The sequence below is a fragment of the Providencia rettgeri genome, from assembly GCF_001874625.1.
GTDB classification, from domain to species: domain Bacteria; phylum Pseudomonadota; class Gammaproteobacteria; order Enterobacterales; family Enterobacteriaceae; genus Providencia; species Providencia huashanensis.
In genome coordinates this window covers 1,738,117-1,754,536 of record NZ_CP017671.1, presented here as the reverse complement: position 1 = coordinate 1,754,536, position 16,420 = coordinate 1,738,117, and the positions used below count along the sequence as shown (strand labels likewise).

At 38.7% G+C, this 16,420-nt stretch carries 13 protein-coding genes; 5 read left to right on the top strand and 8 right to left on the bottom strand.

Annotated elements, in window-relative coordinates:
• Positions 1 to 469: 469 nt before the first annotated feature.
• Entirely contained in the window at positions 470 to 1,561 is a 1,092-nt protein-coding gene (locus RB151_RS07800; protein WP_042844189.1) for an NADH:flavin oxidoreductase/NADH oxidase, read from the top strand.
• Between the two features lie 60 nt (positions 1,562 to 1,621).
• Here RB151_RS07800 and RB151_RS07795 read toward each other — a convergent pair whose 3' ends face one another.
• Positions 1,622 to 1,942 carry a hypothetical protein gene (locus tag RB151_RS07795; protein WP_042844190.1) on the bottom strand — a complete coding sequence of 107 codons (321 nt, stop codon included), beginning with the start codon at positions 1,940 to 1,942 and terminating at the stop codon, positions 1,622 to 1,624.
• Between the two features lie 236 nt (positions 1,943 to 2,178).
• A complete protein-coding gene (locus tag RB151_RS07790; RefSeq protein WP_071547947.1) occupies positions 2,179 to 3,051 on the bottom strand; it encodes a DMT family transporter in 873 nt (290 codons plus the stop codon).
• 343 nt (positions 3,052 to 3,394) lie between these two features.
• Between RB151_RS07790 and RB151_RS07785 the strand changes: the two genes are divergently transcribed.
• Complete coding sequence (locus RB151_RS07785) at positions 3,395 to 3,607, top strand: hypothetical protein (RefSeq protein ID WP_042844192.1); 213 nt, start codon at positions 3,395 to 3,397, stop codon at positions 3,605 to 3,607.
• Positions 3,608 to 3,677: 70 nt separating this feature from the next.
• On the opposite strand, the gene RB151_RS07780 is transcribed toward RB151_RS07785, so the two are convergent.
• Positions 3,678 to 5,150 (bottom strand): anion permease, encoded by a 1,473-nt coding sequence (locus RB151_RS07780; protein WP_042844193.1) that lies wholly within the window; start codon positions 5,148 to 5,150, stop codon positions 3,678 to 3,680.
• A 687-nt stretch (positions 5,151 to 5,837) separates the two neighbouring features.
• Between RB151_RS07780 and cutA the strand changes: the two genes are divergently transcribed.
• Positions 5,838 to 6,188, top strand: a complete 351-nt coding sequence (cutA, locus tag RB151_RS07775; protein ID WP_042844194.1) for a divalent-cation tolerance protein CutA — start codon at positions 5,838 to 5,840, stop codon at positions 6,186 to 6,188.
• A gap of 350 nt (positions 6,189 to 6,538) precedes the next feature.
• Positions 6,539 to 6,880: a carboxymuconolactone decarboxylase family protein gene (locus tag RB151_RS07770; RefSeq protein ID WP_042844196.1), complete on the top strand. Its 342-nt coding sequence runs from the start codon at positions 6,539 to 6,541 to the stop codon at positions 6,878 to 6,880.
• 57 nt (positions 6,881 to 6,937) lie between these two features.
• On the opposite strand, the gene RB151_RS07765 is transcribed toward RB151_RS07770, so the two are convergent.
• From RB151_RS07765 to betI, 4 genes are all read right to left on the bottom strand, one after another.
• Complete coding sequence (locus tag RB151_RS07765; RefSeq protein ID WP_071547946.1) at positions 6,938 to 9,199, bottom strand: TonB-dependent receptor domain-containing protein; 2,262 nt, start codon at positions 9,197 to 9,199, stop codon at positions 6,938 to 6,940.
• 384 nt (positions 9,200 to 9,583) lie between these two features.
• A complete protein-coding gene (gene betA / locus RB151_RS07760; protein ID WP_042844198.1) occupies positions 9,584 to 11,263 on the bottom strand; it encodes a choline dehydrogenase in 1,680 nt (559 codons plus the stop codon).
• Between the two features lie 39 nt (positions 11,264 to 11,302).
• Positions 11,303 to 12,781: a betaine-aldehyde dehydrogenase gene (betB, locus tag RB151_RS07755; protein WP_048606903.1), complete on the bottom strand. Its 1,479-nt coding sequence runs from the start codon at positions 12,779 to 12,781 to the stop codon at positions 11,303 to 11,305.
• A 22-nt stretch (positions 12,782 to 12,803) separates the two neighbouring features.
• On the bottom strand, positions 12,804 to 13,406 hold the full coding sequence (betI, locus tag RB151_RS07750) for a transcriptional regulator BetI (protein WP_042844367.1): 603 nt from the start codon (positions 13,404 to 13,406) through the stop codon (positions 12,804 to 12,806).
• A gap of 209 nt (positions 13,407 to 13,615) precedes the next feature.
• On the opposite strand from betI, the gene RB151_RS07745 reads away from it, so the two are divergent.
• Entirely contained in the window at positions 13,616 to 15,658 is a 2,043-nt protein-coding gene (locus RB151_RS07745; RefSeq protein ID WP_071547945.1) for a choline transporter, read from the top strand.
• 54 nt (positions 15,659 to 15,712) lie between these two features.
• On the opposite strand, the gene RB151_RS07740 is transcribed toward RB151_RS07745, so the two are convergent.
• Positions 15,713 to 16,069: a hypothetical protein gene (locus RB151_RS07740; protein ID WP_042844203.1), complete on the bottom strand. Its 357-nt coding sequence runs from the start codon at positions 16,067 to 16,069 to the stop codon at positions 15,713 to 15,715.
• Between the last annotated feature and the right edge of the window lie 351 nt (positions 16,070 to 16,420).

The window sequence follows — 16,420 nt, the reverse complement described above, 5'->3', positions numbered from 1 at the left end:
AGTATGTTGCTTATATAAACCATTAGAAACAAGTGCAAGGCTATTTTTATATTTTTGCTGCGATAACAACTTGTTTACACTAATTAAAATCACTATTTAAAATAAAAAACCAGTGTATTTTTCTATTACAACCATTAAAACCATAAGGTGAAATTAAAACCATTATATATTGGTGATTATTTATTTAATTTATAAGTGACAGAATTATAAATACCAAGATAATATATTTACTCTATTATTTTATTTTTTATGCTATTTTTTTAAGTATTTCAGCTATTTTTTAGCCATCAACACAGGGATTTATACTTTTTTTTATGTTTTTCAAAGATCCAAAAAACTACTTGCTTTTTAGTTTCAACTTTATGTAAAGGTAAGGTTGATTTGCAATATCACACCATCTCACAAAAAGACCAAAATAAACTAGGTATAATATAAGAATAACTAAAGTTATCTAAAAAGGAATGTTCCTATGAGTCATCTTTTTTCATCCGCATCAATAGGCCAAGTTTCACTAGAAAATAGAATTATCGTTCCACCTATGTGTCAATATTCAGCAGACAATGGGATGCCAACGCCGTGGCACAAGGCGCATTATATGAACCTCGCTTTGTCTGGTGCTTCATTAGTCATTATGGAAGCTAGTGCAGTTACGCCCGAAGGACGTATTACACACAAGGATTTAGGGCTGTGGAATGATGAACAAATGGCCGCCATGCAGCAAATGCTGGTAGATATTAGGCAATATTCGAATGCACGTTTAGGAGTGCAAATAGCCCATGCAGGTAGAAAAGCCTCTACTGATTTACCTTGGTTTGGTGGAAAAAGCCTTCAAGCAACTGACCCTCATGGGTGGCAAACCGTTGCACCATCCGCGCTTGCTTTTGGTGATAACTACCTACCACGTGAGTTAACTATTGAACAAATTATTGAAATCAAAAAACAATTTATTGATGCAGCAAAACGAGCAGAACAAGCTGGATTTGACGTCATTGAAATTCACGCAGCTCATGGGTATTTATTGCATGAATTCCTATCCCCAGTTTCAAATCAACGCCAAGATGAATATGGGGGGAGCTTCGAGAACCGAAGTCGCTTATTAGTGAATATTTTTCATGAAATTAGAGAAACAATTAGCCCAAATATTGCAGTTGGCGTACGAATTTCCGCAACTGACTGGCTTGAACACGGATGGAGCGTTCCCGAATCTATCGAGCTTACTGAAATATTAGAAGATTTAGGCTGTGACTATATCCATGTCTCCTCAGGTGGCCTATCTGCGGAACAACAAATTCCTTTAAGCCCTAATTACCAAGTTCCATTGGCTCAAGCAATTAATGAACATACTATGATGCCTGTTATTGCTGTTGGCCTTATTACAGAGCCATTACAAGCAGAGGCTATTCTGGCGACTCATCAAGCGGATTTTGTCGCTATTGGGCGGGGGATTTTATTTGAGCCACGCTGGCCATGGAGAGCTGCTTGTGAATTAAATCAGCAAGTTAATGTTGCACCACAATATTTACGTTGTGCACCACATCAGTTTAAAAATTTATTTAAATAGAAATAAAAAACCCGCAGCACTTATACGATGAATAGCCATCAAACTGCGGGTTTAAAGCGACTAACGTGCGTTTTGCGAACACTGCTGAACAAATTCGATCATGGATTTTTGGAATTCAGGTTCTGCATCACCTGACTTAGCCAATTCACCATCAATACGTTTAAATTCAGCTAAGCCATATTTCTCAATTGTTTTGTCATAGGCACATCCGCATATCGCTGAAACAGCATTTGCTGTTTCGCCCTGTGGATTCCCTGACCCTGCAACACAAGTATTCACAAAGTTAGTTTTATATTCAGCAATTTCTGCCTTTTCATCAGAACATGCAGATAACACAGCTACTGCCCCAACCATACCCAATATTAATGCTAATTTTTTCATCTTATGCCCATTTTCTCATTAAGCGCTTGACCCAAGAAGACAACAATAAACAAATTATCGTCTTAGTACTTCGCTATTTTGGATAGATAATTTATATTTACAACACCATTAATCTTAATATACAAAATAAGAACTTCTAATTTAGATAAATATTCCTATCTATGATTGTTACTATTAATCATAGACGTTTTCCTATAAAAGATCTGCAATCATTAAGTTATTTTTATAATTTAATTTCACTTAGGTATCGAATTTGAACAACGCCAACGATAATAAAATAAAGCACATAAAATCAATATACAACCCACGATTTGAATCAAAGGCATCCGTTCGTGATACCAAATAGCCGCAACAAATACTGTCATAACAGGCTCTAGGATCATAATAATTGCAGCGTTTGCAGCTGTTGTGTTTTTCTGGCCAATAAGCTGTAAAATAAACCGTAAACTCGTCGCTATCACCACACTTGCAATAAACCACATCATCGTCGGTGCAGTAATACTGGCAGGCCACTCTTCCAAAAAGATGGATAGCACTAAACCTACAGTACCTGTGCAAGCTAATTGTATTGTCGTTAAAGGTAAAAGCGGCACGGTTCTGGTATATAAGCTGGTATAACAAAAATAAATAGCTTGGACGATAGCAGCACAAAGAAACCATAGTTGGCTCGCCTTAAATTCAAGTTGTGCCTTAAATAAAGTTAAGCACGCCAAACCCACTACAGCAACAGGAAGGGCTTGCCAAAAATAACGCACTGGCTTATTTTTTAAAATGACCCACGCAACTAAAGGAACAAATAGCATGGCTAGGCTCATAATGAATGCCCCTTCCCCTATCGAATCCGTTGTTGCCACTGCGTAGATCCATAACACCATATTCAATGCCATCCAACCACCTGTCATTAATATTTTTGGCAGTTGTTGAAGAGTTACTTTATTTTTCTTTCCGCGACAAAATGGCAGTAAAATTATGGCGGCTAATAAGAAGCGGCTGCCGAGAAAGGCGAATATAGGCATTCCCTGTACAGCTTCGCGAGAAAAAACCCACCCCCAAGCTGCAATTATCGTGGTCAGCACTAAGAAAAATTCTGCCTTTCTTTGCGAATACATGTGTTCCTCTAAATAAATTCACCCTCAAGCACTTACATCATACTGGCTTTTGCAGGCAAACCAATCATATTTATTTGCTTTGTTAATTCATTTTCCAAATAAAAAAATACTTATCCAAAAAGCATAAATATGACCTTAGATGAGTAACCATTTCCTCTTAATGAAGCTAATTTAGCGCTTAAACTTCTTTTTCCCTTATTTATTTAACTGAAACCGAGTTTTATCGTAAAAAAGGAGGAAGTTTGTATAAAACCCCATCAATTTTTCTGACTTTACATATCTGAAATAATCACAGCAGACAAAATAAGCCACATATCATTACCTTAATAAAAGGCAAGTAATCATGATGATGCAAAAAAATGCCGACACTACCACCGATATAGTTAATAACGTTAAAAATGCCATTAATACTCGCAAATATGCACATGCTGATGAAATAAGCTTATTATGGCAACATGCAATGAAATCCCCCTATATGATCAGTTGGGGGCATGTGATGTTAATTGCGCTAATCGTCGCGGCTATCATTACTGTGATTAGCACATTATTTTTTTAAGTTAAAAACACCAATAAAAAATCGGGCTGTTCGCCCGATTTTTTATTCTAACTAGGTAAATTTTTCACTATTACCAGTAACCTAAGAATTTCCACCAAATGCTACCGATAAAGAACCAAACGGCTAAATTTACAACACTCATGACAAAACCCGTTTTCCACCATTCGCCTAACGTCGCATAACCCGAACCAAAAATAATCGGCGCTGTCCCTGTACCATAATGCGTTAATGACATCATTAGTGAAGATGAGAAAGCTAACGTTAAAGCTAATAACATTGGCGGGGCACCAAGCGCTAAACCTGCGGAGAAAAATGCCGCATACATTGCTGTAATGTGCGCTGTGGTACTTGCAAAGAAGTAATGTGAATAAACATAAATTAAAACAAGGATTAGCATCCCCCACACCCAGCTTATTCCCATACTGTCAATCGTGCTACCAACAGTCACTGACATCCATTTAATTAAGCCTAGTTTGCCTAAGAAGGTCGCCATCATAACCAAAGCAGAGAACCATACTACCGTATCCCAAGCCCCTTTATTTTTCAGCACATCATCCCAATTAATAACCCCTGTTGCTAATAAAATACTCAAACCAATAAAAGCAGCAGTGGTAGCATTAACACTATAGGCTGGACCAAAAACCATGGCGGGCACACCAGCCCACATCAATAATAGCAGCCCGAAAACAGCAAGGGTTATTTTTTCGGGTAATGAAACTGCACCCAACTGTTTCAAACGCTCTTTAGCAAAATTCGGGGCATCAGGTGTTGAGGTGATTTCTGGTTTATACATAAAATAGATCACCAAAGGCATTAAGATTAATGACACAATGGCAGGTACAAATGCAGCTATTGCCCACATACCCCAAGTCAATTCATTACTTTGACTAGTTTCACTAATGATCAAACTTACTATCAATGGGTTTGGTGCAGTGGCAGTAATAAACATCGCAGAGGTAATGGGGTTAATATTGTAATTAACCAGCGATAAATAACGCCCTATTTTACTTGAGGTCCCATCTTCAGCTTTTGACCCAAAGCTATCCGAAATAGAACGCATAATGGGGTGAATAATCCCCCCGCCCCGAGCGGTATTACTTGGCGTTACTGGTGCAAGAATGGTTTCTGCAATTGCTAATGAATAAGCTATACCGAGTGTTTTTTTACCGAATAGGGAAATCACATAATAACCTATCCGAGCCCCAAGACCTGTCTTATTTAGGCTCATGGAAACCATAATAGAAATACCAATCAACCAAATTAAGTCATTGGAAAAACCACTTAATGCGTCAGCAATAGCGCCTTTGGTTGATTCTGGATTAGTGACTCCGGTTACAGCAACTAAAGAAATAGCCACAATAGAAACACCACCAATAGGTAATGCTTTACCTATAATGGCGGCAATTGTGCCAACAAATAATGCTAAAAGGTGCCAAGCATTTGGATTAACCCCTTCAGGTACAGGGATCAAGAACCAAATTATTAGCGTAATGGCAACTGCGATTAAGGTCGGTACAGGCTTTAAAGGTGTTAACTTATTCATAAGGTTATCCATGTACGTATAAAGATGGAAATACAGATTAATTTCAGTTATATATTCTGATTTTTATCATTATGTTAACAATACAGCTCAAAAACTTTGATCATTATCAGTGAGTAGCTTGGTTTTATTAAAAATAGCCAGACTATTTTGTAACAATAAGTAATATATAATTATAAGGTTATATTGACTCATTTTTTAAAAAAATAGAGGGCCACACTCTTATTTTAAAGAGTGAACCTATACAGCGAATTAATAATTCTCACATTTGATGATGTCAATACAGTTAACTATTCATTGTAATCAGTAAATTATTTCGATATTACCTAATATACTAAAATTTCAATTTTATTTATGTTTTTTCCTCTATTTTTGCAGGCTGAATCGAATTAATAAAATAAAAATAGTAAATAGTGTTATTTTTTTTGAGTGGATAAAAATACTACACCACGCACAATTGATTAAAAAAAGACCAAAATGAACAGTAATAATACTTAAGAAGCTTAAAAAAAAACCAGATAACCGAATTAAACCAATATGACTCTCTTTATTAAAAGTATTGTTACCTAACCTAATAATTCCAATTAGAAATAACTATAAATATTATGCCTTGTTTCCATACACAGTGTGAATATTTAATCTAACATTAATAGTAGTTTCATTTCTAAATATGACTGATAAGGAAATTAAATGTCTACCATGAACACTTATACCACTAGTAATCATCAACCTTGCATTGTGCTATGTACAACGAATAGCCATGAAAGTGCAATTAAAATTGCACAACATATTTTAGCGAATCGCCTTGCAGCCTGTGTTTCACTATTACCAGAAGTGGTATCTATATATCTTTGGCAAGGTAACATTACACAAGATAAAGAAATTTTGCTTTTGATTAAGACAACACACGATAATCAGCTCAGTTTATTTAATGCAATAAAAGAAATTCACCCATACGAAACACCAGAACTTATTCGTCTTGACCCAAGCCAAGTCGAAGATAATTATTTACAATGGTTAATTAATTCCGTTAAAAAATAGCTATCTACATGAATTAATAAACATTATTTTACAGCTCAGCGGCTTATTTATTTTTTTACAAAATTATTTTACTGGTCGGGTATGGTTTATACATAATTAGTGGTATACCAATAGGCTCGCTTTATATTTATTTTCCCTCCTTAATGTTTGGAGGGTTTTTTTTACCTAAAATTCCAGAACACTTTTCTATACGCCTTAAACTCACCACCAAACCCAAAAACCCAACATAAGCTAAATTTAACATATTTTAATTCATTGTTTATATTTCACGCAAATACCGGTTGATCATTTACATGATTACATTATATTAAATTATATAATATAAATAACATAAATATAGTGAGGAAGAAATGTCAGACTTCAAACAAATAACAACTCATATCAGCCAAAATTTGCCTGAACTCGCTAAGCATATTCCTGATGTGATGAAAAATTTTTCTAACCTAGTTAGTTCAGGTAGCCAAGATGGTGCATTAGATAAAAAAACAAAGGAATTGATTGCTATCGGTATTGCTGTGGCAAATCGTTGTGATGGCTGTATTGGTTTTCACACCAAAATACTGGTTGATTTAGGTGTTACCGAACAAGAGTTAGCAGAAGCACTCGGTGTGGCCATTTTTATGGGGGGTGGGCCTTCTGCAATGTACGCAGCAGAGACCATGAGTGCATACAAGCAATTTACAAGTAAATAAATATATTAATGTTGTCTCTGAACCTACTGGCTCAGAGACAACTAAATTGATTGCAATTTAAAAAGTCGCTTCTAACCCAAGCCTGAAGGTTCTTCCTGGAATCGGCATATAAATAACGGTTCCTGGGTCAAATGCATAACGATTCGTCAAGTTATCAATATTAAAATTCACATGGATATTTTTCTGAATAGAGTATTTACCTAACAAATCAAATGTTGTCGTGGAATACAGCTTGGTAACAGGTGCTGCTGCTGTTCCAGCTAGCCATTCTTGTGGGTAATCTTTCCCAGAGTTATAACGTACACGTAAACCTGTTTGTAATTTTTGATCAAACATTTTTACCCCAACAATTCCGGTGACAACTTTCTTGGGTGGAATACGTGAAGGTGATAACCCCCATGCAAAACCAACCGAATTACAAGCAGATGGTAAACTCCCTAGCGCCATTTCATCCCGAGAGCAAAGTTCTGCATTGTTATAAAAAGTGGCATCAACGGAACCAAATGCATAATTTGAATTGTATTTTAATTCAACCTCATAACCTGAAAGCTTAAACCTGTCATAGTTTTTGGTTATGACGTAAGGTGATGACCAATCCTCCAATTTAGGGTTCACACCTTGTGAAAGATAATCTTTGATATCATTATTAAAATACGCCACCCGCAACTCGGCAACATCTTCATCGGCAATCAAGTTATTTTTTTCAAGGTTCATGCCAACCTCAAACGACTTGGCATGCTCAGGTTTTAGTGGGGAGTTAGGGCTATAAGAGTAAGTCTGACCGGATGCCGTTGTTTCAAATAAACTAGGTTCTCTATAACTATCTGAATATTTAGTATAAATATCCAATTCATTCGTCATATGAAAACGCAATTCACCGAATAAATCATTCTTTGGCCCGTAATGAAGGCTTTTCCCTTGAACATGGTCATCAACATCAAACGAGTGGATGCGCCAACCCGCCAGCGCCGTGACCCAATCACCTTGGTACTCAACGTTAGTAAATGCGGATGTATTAATACCTTTCGCATTACGTGTTACCGGCGTCAGTTCGTCCCCCTCTAGTGTTCCATCGGGTGTCCATATCGGCTGATAAGTCTTACTAAGTGGCTTTGATTTCTGCTGCATATATTCCACACCATATGTAATCCCGATGGGATACGCGGCAAGCTCGGAAGTATTTTCTAAATTAAATCCAAGCCGCTCATCGGTATAACGGTGTTTATATTGATCACCATAATGAGCATTTACATTATCCGATGTACCATTACGTTGCTTAAACTTACCTTTCGTCCACCATACTCCTAAATTCATATCAACCCATAAAGAATCAGGTTTATACGAGTAGTTTAATGACGCGGTATCTATATTTGCGGTTCCTAACGACCACTGTGGCATTTTATTATCATACTGATACCAATAAGCAGCTAAAACTTCACCAGCTTGCTGTTCGTGGCGACGATAATTTAATTCAATACTAGAATATGGGTTAAGATAAATATTCGTCTTTAATAATGTTGACTGACTTTCATAACTCGTATTAACCACTTCTTGCCCGGGTTTTATCGGTGCATCTGTGGATGAATATTTATGATAACCATTTTTCCCTGCAAAAAAATTGCCTTGTTTTCTGTCACTATGCGCAATTAACACGTCAAACTTATCATTTCTATAGGCAATACCAGTGGTTATGGAACCATTATTAAAATGACTATTTTTAACACCATTAGATAACCGATACTCTGACTCCCGCCCTTCCTCTGATGCTATAGAAGGCCGTCGGTTATTGTTATAAATATTTCCTTTAAATAAAAACCCGAACTGCTCTCCTTGGGGGATAATACTATTAGCAGATAACGTTTTTAATTTAACTGTTCCACCGATAGCACCGCCGGAGAATTTACTCATCGATGCTCCTTTTTCGATCTCTATGGTATCAACCAAATCCATATCAATATAGGTTCTATCGGTGCTACCTTGATAACCTCGCCATGTATTCGTCGATTGCAAACTACCATCGATAATAATAGGCACTCGGCCATTACCTTGTAGACCTCGAATACCAATATCTAAAGCACCTGCTTCATTTCTGGCATTATTTATTTGAAGAGAGGTCTCATTAGCAAATATATCCGAATTAGTTGTGCCTCTTACTACCGAAATATCTTTAGTCTCTATTCGCTTACTATTTGACTTTATTTTACTCGCAGTAACGAGAAGTTTATCTTTCTGCTGTGCTGTATTGGCTTCATCCGCTAAAACCGTCCCTGAAGAACATATAACAAGTAAGCTAATTATATTTTTATTTTGAAATATCATTTAAGTAATGCCTTCATTAATTAATGAATATTTAATACAAATGAAGAAATATCGTACAAGCAGCTTGAAAATATCCCCTGCTATACTTTAATTCGTCAATTAAAAGTGAGATGTAAGTGCAATTAGATAAATACAGCTAACACCAAAAACCTTATTTATTGAATGGTTAAGGGCGATTTTTTCCTCGTATTAATCAATTATCCTGAAATATACACCAATAATAACAATGATCAAGATCATAATGAATATCATTTGCATTCTCATTAATATAACTATTGTTTATTAATTCCTTTATGATTTCACCCCATAAAAAAAGCGGCTGATATAACTATCAACCGCTGTTGAATAACCAAAAACCGGGTTTAATAATATGCTAGTGCCTTATTACCCCCTTAAAGGCGTTTTTCTAACCGGCGTATTCCCCGCCACAAAATAATCCGCTTGGCTGACAGGTAGTGGTGCCCGATTACGTATTTTATCTGCTATTTTTTCAGCAATCATAATCGTCGTTGCATTCAAATTACCGGTAATAATTAATGGCATTATTGATGCATCAATCACCCTTAACCCTTCAATACCGTGTACCTGCCCTGCACCATTAACAACTGCCATTTCATCATTACCCATTTTACAAGTACCACAGGGGTGAAATGCGGTTTCAGCGCGCTCTCGGACAAAAGCATCCAGTTCTTCATCGGTATTCACCTGTTTACCGGGGCTTATCTCTGCACCACGATATGGGTCGAGCGCTGGCTGAGCCATAATTTCACGGGTAATACGGATAGCTGCACGAAACTCTTCCCAGTCCTGTTCCGATGACATGTAGTTGAATAAAATACTCGGGTGTTGCCTAGGGTCTAATGATTTTAAACGTACTCGCCCACGGCTAGGAGAACGCATTGAGCCGACATGAGCTTGGAAACCGTGCATATTAACTGCATTACTACCATTATAATTAATTGCAACTGGTAAGAAATGAAACTGAATATTCGGCCACGCAAACTTATCACTAGTACGAATAAAACCGCCCGCTTCAAACTGATTACTGGCACCAATTCCCGTCCCTTTGAACAGCCACTGAGCACCAATCATCGGTTGATTATACCACTTTAATGCTGGGTATAATGAAACTGGCTGTTTGCATTCATACTGCAAATACATCTCAAGATGATCTTGTAAGTTTTGCCCAACACCGGGCAAAACATGTACTTTAGGGATATTAAACTCCGCCAATACATCTTCAGGACCAACCCCTGAGCGTTGTAATATTTGTGGCGATGCAATCGCCCCTGCACATAATAACACCTCTTTACGCGCTTTTATCACCGTTGCAGTTGTACTGTTACCTGGGTAATACTTCACACCAACCGCTTTTTTTCCTTCGAACTCAATAGTATCAGTGGTTGCATGAGTCACAATCGTTAAATTTTTTCGCCCTTTCGCTTGGTCTAAATAACCACGCCCCGTACTTGCTCGACGTCCTTGAGGGGTTACTGTGCGATCCATAGGACCAAACCCCTCCTGTTGATAGCCATTTAAATCATCAGTTTGCGGGTAGCCTGCTTGAACCCCAGCCTCAACCATTGCATGAAATAGCACATTATTGCCATTTTTAGGCGTAGCTACACTGACGGGCCCATCACCACCATGGTAATCATTTGGACCAATATCCCGCGTCTCCGCTTTTCTAAAATACGGTAAGCAATCTAAATAGCGCCAATCTTCTAGACCGGGAGCTTCAGCCCAGCCATCAAAGTCCATCGCATTTCCACGGATATAACACATCCCATTAATCAGTGATGAGCCGCCAAGCCCTTTTCCTCGACCACACTCCATACGGCGGTTATTCATATGTGGCTCGGGGTCAGTCTCATAGGCCCAATTATAACGTCGACCTTGTAATGGATACGCTAATGCCGCTGGCATTTGTGTGCGAAAGTCGAACCGATAATCCGGTCCTCCTGCTTCAAGGAGCAGCACAGTAACTTCAGGATCTTCTGTCAGGCGGGTAGCAAGAACGTTACCGGCTGAACCAGCACCGATAATAATATAGTCATAGACCATTGTTATCTCCTCTGTTTCAGTCAAATTAAAATGATGTGATTAAAAAACCGATGAAAACTCCCCAAGTTCAACTTGAATAGATTTGATTTGTGTATAATTTTGCAGCGTTATCACGCCATTTTCACGACCAACACCTGAATGTTTATAGCCACCAACGGGCATCTGTGCAGGAGATTCGCCCCATGTATTAACCCAGCAAATACCTGCTTCTAATTGATTAATTACACTATGCGCTCGCGTTAAATCTTGAGTAATAACCCCCGCCGCCAACCCATACACACTGTTGTTGGCACGAGCAATGACTTCCTCTTCCGATTGATAACCTAAAATACTCATTACTGGACCAAAAATTTCTTCCTGAGTAATTTGCATTTCATCATCACAATCTGTAAATACCGTAGGAGCAACATAAGCGCCATCAGCAAAGTGACCATCCACTAAACGCTGCCCACCACATAACAAACGAGCCCCTTGCTGCTTCCCTAATTCGATATAACGCAGTACATTTTCCATATGCGCAAAACTGACTAATGGCCCAAAATTCGTGTCCTCTTCAACAGGAGAACCGATTTTAATCCGCGCAACACGCTCAACAATTTTATGTTCAAATTGTGATTTAAGAGAATTAGGCACAAATACCCGTGTACCGTTCGTACATACTTGGCCTGAGCTATAAAAATTAGCCATCATAGCGATATCAGCAGCTTTATCTAAATCTGCATCATCACAAATAATTAATGGTGACTTACCACCAAGCTCCATGGTGACTTCTTTCAATGATGAAGCAGATGCATTGGCCATGACTTTTTTACCCGTAGCTATCCCACCCGTAAATGAGATTTTAGCAATATCTGGGTGCTCTGTTAGCCATTGGCCGACTTCCCCGCCTGCTCCAGTGACCACATTGAACACCCCAGCTGGTAAACCTGCTTCGGTATATATTTCAGCCAGTTTTAAAGCCGTTAACGAAGTCACTTCACTCGGTTTGAACACCATCGCGTTTCCAGCTGCAAGCGCTGGCGCCGACTTCCATAAAGCGATTTGAATTGGGTAATTCCATGCACCAATACCAGCAACAACACCTAATGGCTCACGACGGGTATAAACCAATGCGCTATCACGTAACGGAATTTGTTGCCCTTCCAGCATCGGTGCTAGCCCAGCATAATATTCAAGGACATCAGCCCCTGTCACAATATCGACATAACGAGTTTCAGATAACGGTTTACCGGTATCCAAGGTTTCAAGATAAGCCAGCTCATCATTACGTTCGCGTAAAATATCAACAGCGCGGCGTAAAATTCGTGAACGCTCCATCGCTGTCATTGCCGCCCACACCTTTTGGCCTTGTTTGGCGCTTTCTACTGCCCATTGAATATCTTCGAGGCTAGCAGATTGTAACTTGGCAATGACCTCCCCATTTGCGGGGTTGATTGCCGAAAATTGACTGCATTCTGGTTGTGAGCTATCGACGTAACCACCATGAATATAAAGCTTATGGATTGGTGGATGTTGCATATTATCTCCTTTGAATTGATATTTAGGTTTTTGTTACCTCTGCCCGATGAAGTTGCATATCGATATATTCATTAGTGATTTTCAGTGCCTCTAGGACTGGGAATACTTCATTGCTTAAAGCACTCCGTAACCATAAACCATCAATTAGCGCCGCAAGCCCTTTTGCAGCCATCCGCGCATCGGATTTGCTTAATACCCGCCCAAATTCATAACTTAAATTCGAATAAAGCCGCCTATCATTCACCTGTTGTAGTCGGTTTAAGTTAGGCTGGTGCATACTACTAGCCCAAAATGCTAACCACGTTTTCATCGCGGCTTCGCTAGTCTGTGTTGGGTCAAAGTTACCTTCAACAATCGCCTGTATTCGCAATTTTGGCTCTGCATCCGGTAGCATTCTTAAGCGCATCGCAACTGCAAGCCCAAGTTGGTATTGAATATGGCGCATAGCCGCTTCAAGTAACCCGTTTTTATCTCGAAAATAATGGCTGATAATACCTGTAGACACCCCAGCTTTACGGGCGATTAACACAAAGCTGGCTTCTTGCATTCCAACTTCGTTAATCACAGCCAAAGTGGCCTGAATTAACTGCTGTTTACGTATCGACTTAATTCCTACCTTCGGCATAGTATTTAAACCTAAAAAATACACTGTTCCCTTTTATTAAACGTTTTTTTAATTGAATGTTCAATCAATATTCTCTATTGTATTTTACAATTAATTCACAATACATGCAGGAGGGATATGGAGGAAAACCAAATTCACACTAATTAATCAATTAGTTAGAGTGAAAAGTAATTTTAACCTGTTAAATAAATAAAAATGTGGAACTGCCGATGACAACTCAACATAGTTCGAAAAATCAGCAGAAAGACAAATTAAATTCTGTGGTTTTTTTCACTTCCGCTGGTCTTATTCTAGCGTTTTCTTTTTTTACAATTCTGATGACCGAAACAGCAAATCAGTGGATCGTCGCCACCTTAGGTTGGGTATCAAAAACCTTTGGTTGGTATTACCTATTAGCGGCAACCTTGTACATTGTTTTTGTTATTTTTATTGCAACATCACGCTTTGGGAATATCAAACTCGGTCCTGAGCAATCCAAACCTGAATTTAGCGTTCTTAGCTGGTCTGCAATGCTATTCGCTGCGGGGATTGGTATTGATTTAATGTTTTTCTCTGTAGCTGAACCCGTCACTCAATATATGCTTCCGCCAACAGGCGATGGAGAAACCTTAGAAGCAGCCCGTCAGTCGATGGTGTGGACACTATTCCACTATGGCCTAACGGGCTGGTCTATGTATGCATTAATGGGTATAGCTTTAGGGTACTTCAGCTATCGTTATAATTTACCTCTGACCATTCGGTCTGCACTTTACCCTATTTTTGGTAAACGTATTGAGGGGCCTATCGGCCATACCGTTGATATTGCTGCAGTACTGGGGACTATCTTTGGTATCGCAACGACACTTGGTATTGGGGTAGTACAACTCAATTATGGGCTAAAAGTGTTGTTTGACTTACCGCAAGGCTTAACGGTACAAACTGGCTTGATCTTTCTATCCGTTGTCATGGCGGTGATTTCAGCGACCTCTGGGGTTAATAAGGGTATCCGTATACTCTCCGAGCTCAATGTGCTTCTAGCTTTAGGCTTGATTTTATTCATATTATTTGTCGGTGATACTGAGTTCTTGCTCAATGCGTTAGTGCTCAATGTAGGGGATTACGTCACCCGCTTTATGGGGATGACACTCAATAGCTTCGCATTTGACCGCCCAACTGATTGGATGAATAGCTGGACACTGTTCTTCTGGGCTTGGTGGGTGGCATGGTCGCCATTCGTTGGGTTATTCCTCGCCCGCATCTCTCGTGGCCGAACGATCCGTCAATTTGTGATTGGTACTTTAATTATTCCTTTTGTTTTCACTTTATTGTGGCTATCCATTTTCGGAAATAGTGCTTTATATGAAATCATTCATGGCAATAGTGAGTTAGCTCAAACTGTACTCGAAGCCCCTGAAAAAGGGTTTTATTCCCTACTTGAGCTCTATCCTGGCTTTGGTTTAACCGCCTCAATCGCCACCATCACAGGGTTACTTTTTTATGTTACTTCTGCGGATTCCGGCTCATTAGTATTAGGGAATTTCACCTCGAAACTCAGTGATATCAATAATGATGCACCTAATTGGTTGCGTATATTTTGGTCCGTCGCGATTGGCTTACTAACTCTAGGAATGCTAATGACTGATGGAGTTGCTGCCTTACAAAATACCACGGTGATCATGGGGCTACCTTTTAGCTTCGTCATTTTCTTCATTATGGCAGGGTTATATAAGTCATTAAAAGTCGAAGATTTTAGGCGCGTTAGCTCATTAAACACCAATGCACCCGCACCACTGTATGGCAATGGTACCCTCAATTGGAAACAACGTTTAGGCCGTGTGATGAACTTCCCCGGTACGACTTATACGCAACGGATGCTTGATTTAGTTTGTATCCCTGCGATGCAAGAAGTGGCGAAAGAGTTATCTTTAAGGGGAGCAAAAGTGGAGTTTAATACGATGCCACCAATTGCAGATGAACGGTTAGAACATTTAGAGCTGACCGTTGACCTTGATGATGAACAAAGCTTTATCTATCAAGTCTGGCCGCAACGCTATTCTGTTCCTGGCTTTACTTATCGCGCCCGCTCGGGGAAATCCCATTATTACCGTTTAGAAACCTTCTTATGGGAGGGTTCCCAAGGGAATGATTTAATGGATTATACCAAAGAGCAGGTAATTAGCGATATTCTCGACCAATATGAAAAACACATGAATTTCATTCACTTAAGCCGTGAAGCTCCAGGAGCAACATTGACTTTCCCTGAATCAAGTTAACTTAAAATCAATAAGGGAGCCTATTGCTCCCTTATTTCTCAGTAAAACTGCTTATCAGTAGCGCCCCGCTTGCTCCAACATTTTCTTCATTTGTTGTCGGTCATTCACCCAAGGCCTAGAGTTTGGGCACCCTGCTCCCGTAGGGTTGGCATCACAAGCATTAAACTGATGTAGCATTGAATTTTCATCCGCATTACGTTGGTCTAATAAAGCTTGATAACTTTGTTCCTCTGCTGGAAGTTTCTTCTTGGGATCAAAGACAAACTTTTGTTGTGCCTGTAATTTTTTAACACCTTGGTAGTCTTGATTAAACTCGCGATCAGCGGGTGATTTTTCTTTAAAGGTAAAATCGCTGGCAAAGCCGTAAGTAGTGAAACTAAGAAAAATAACAAAAATAATCTTTTTAAACATATGAATATCCTACTGTGCCTGTAAGTCAGTATTATATAACGCAGAATTATCACATCCAGAAATGATTAAAATAAAATATAATCAAATCTTACTATTCAATATGTTAATTATAATAAAACATCAAATCAATTGATTGATATAGATACTATTAGTAATGAACTATTAACATGACATTAATCATGCATCAGTAATATAAATACAGTTCACCTCAATCACAACCAATTGTTCTTAATAATTACCCCTCACATGAAAGACCAATGATGTGATGATATGAAATAAGCCAAGATGCAAAAAAGACTAACTACCATCATTCAAATTAACCTAATAATTTGTATCGAATTACCTCCATTA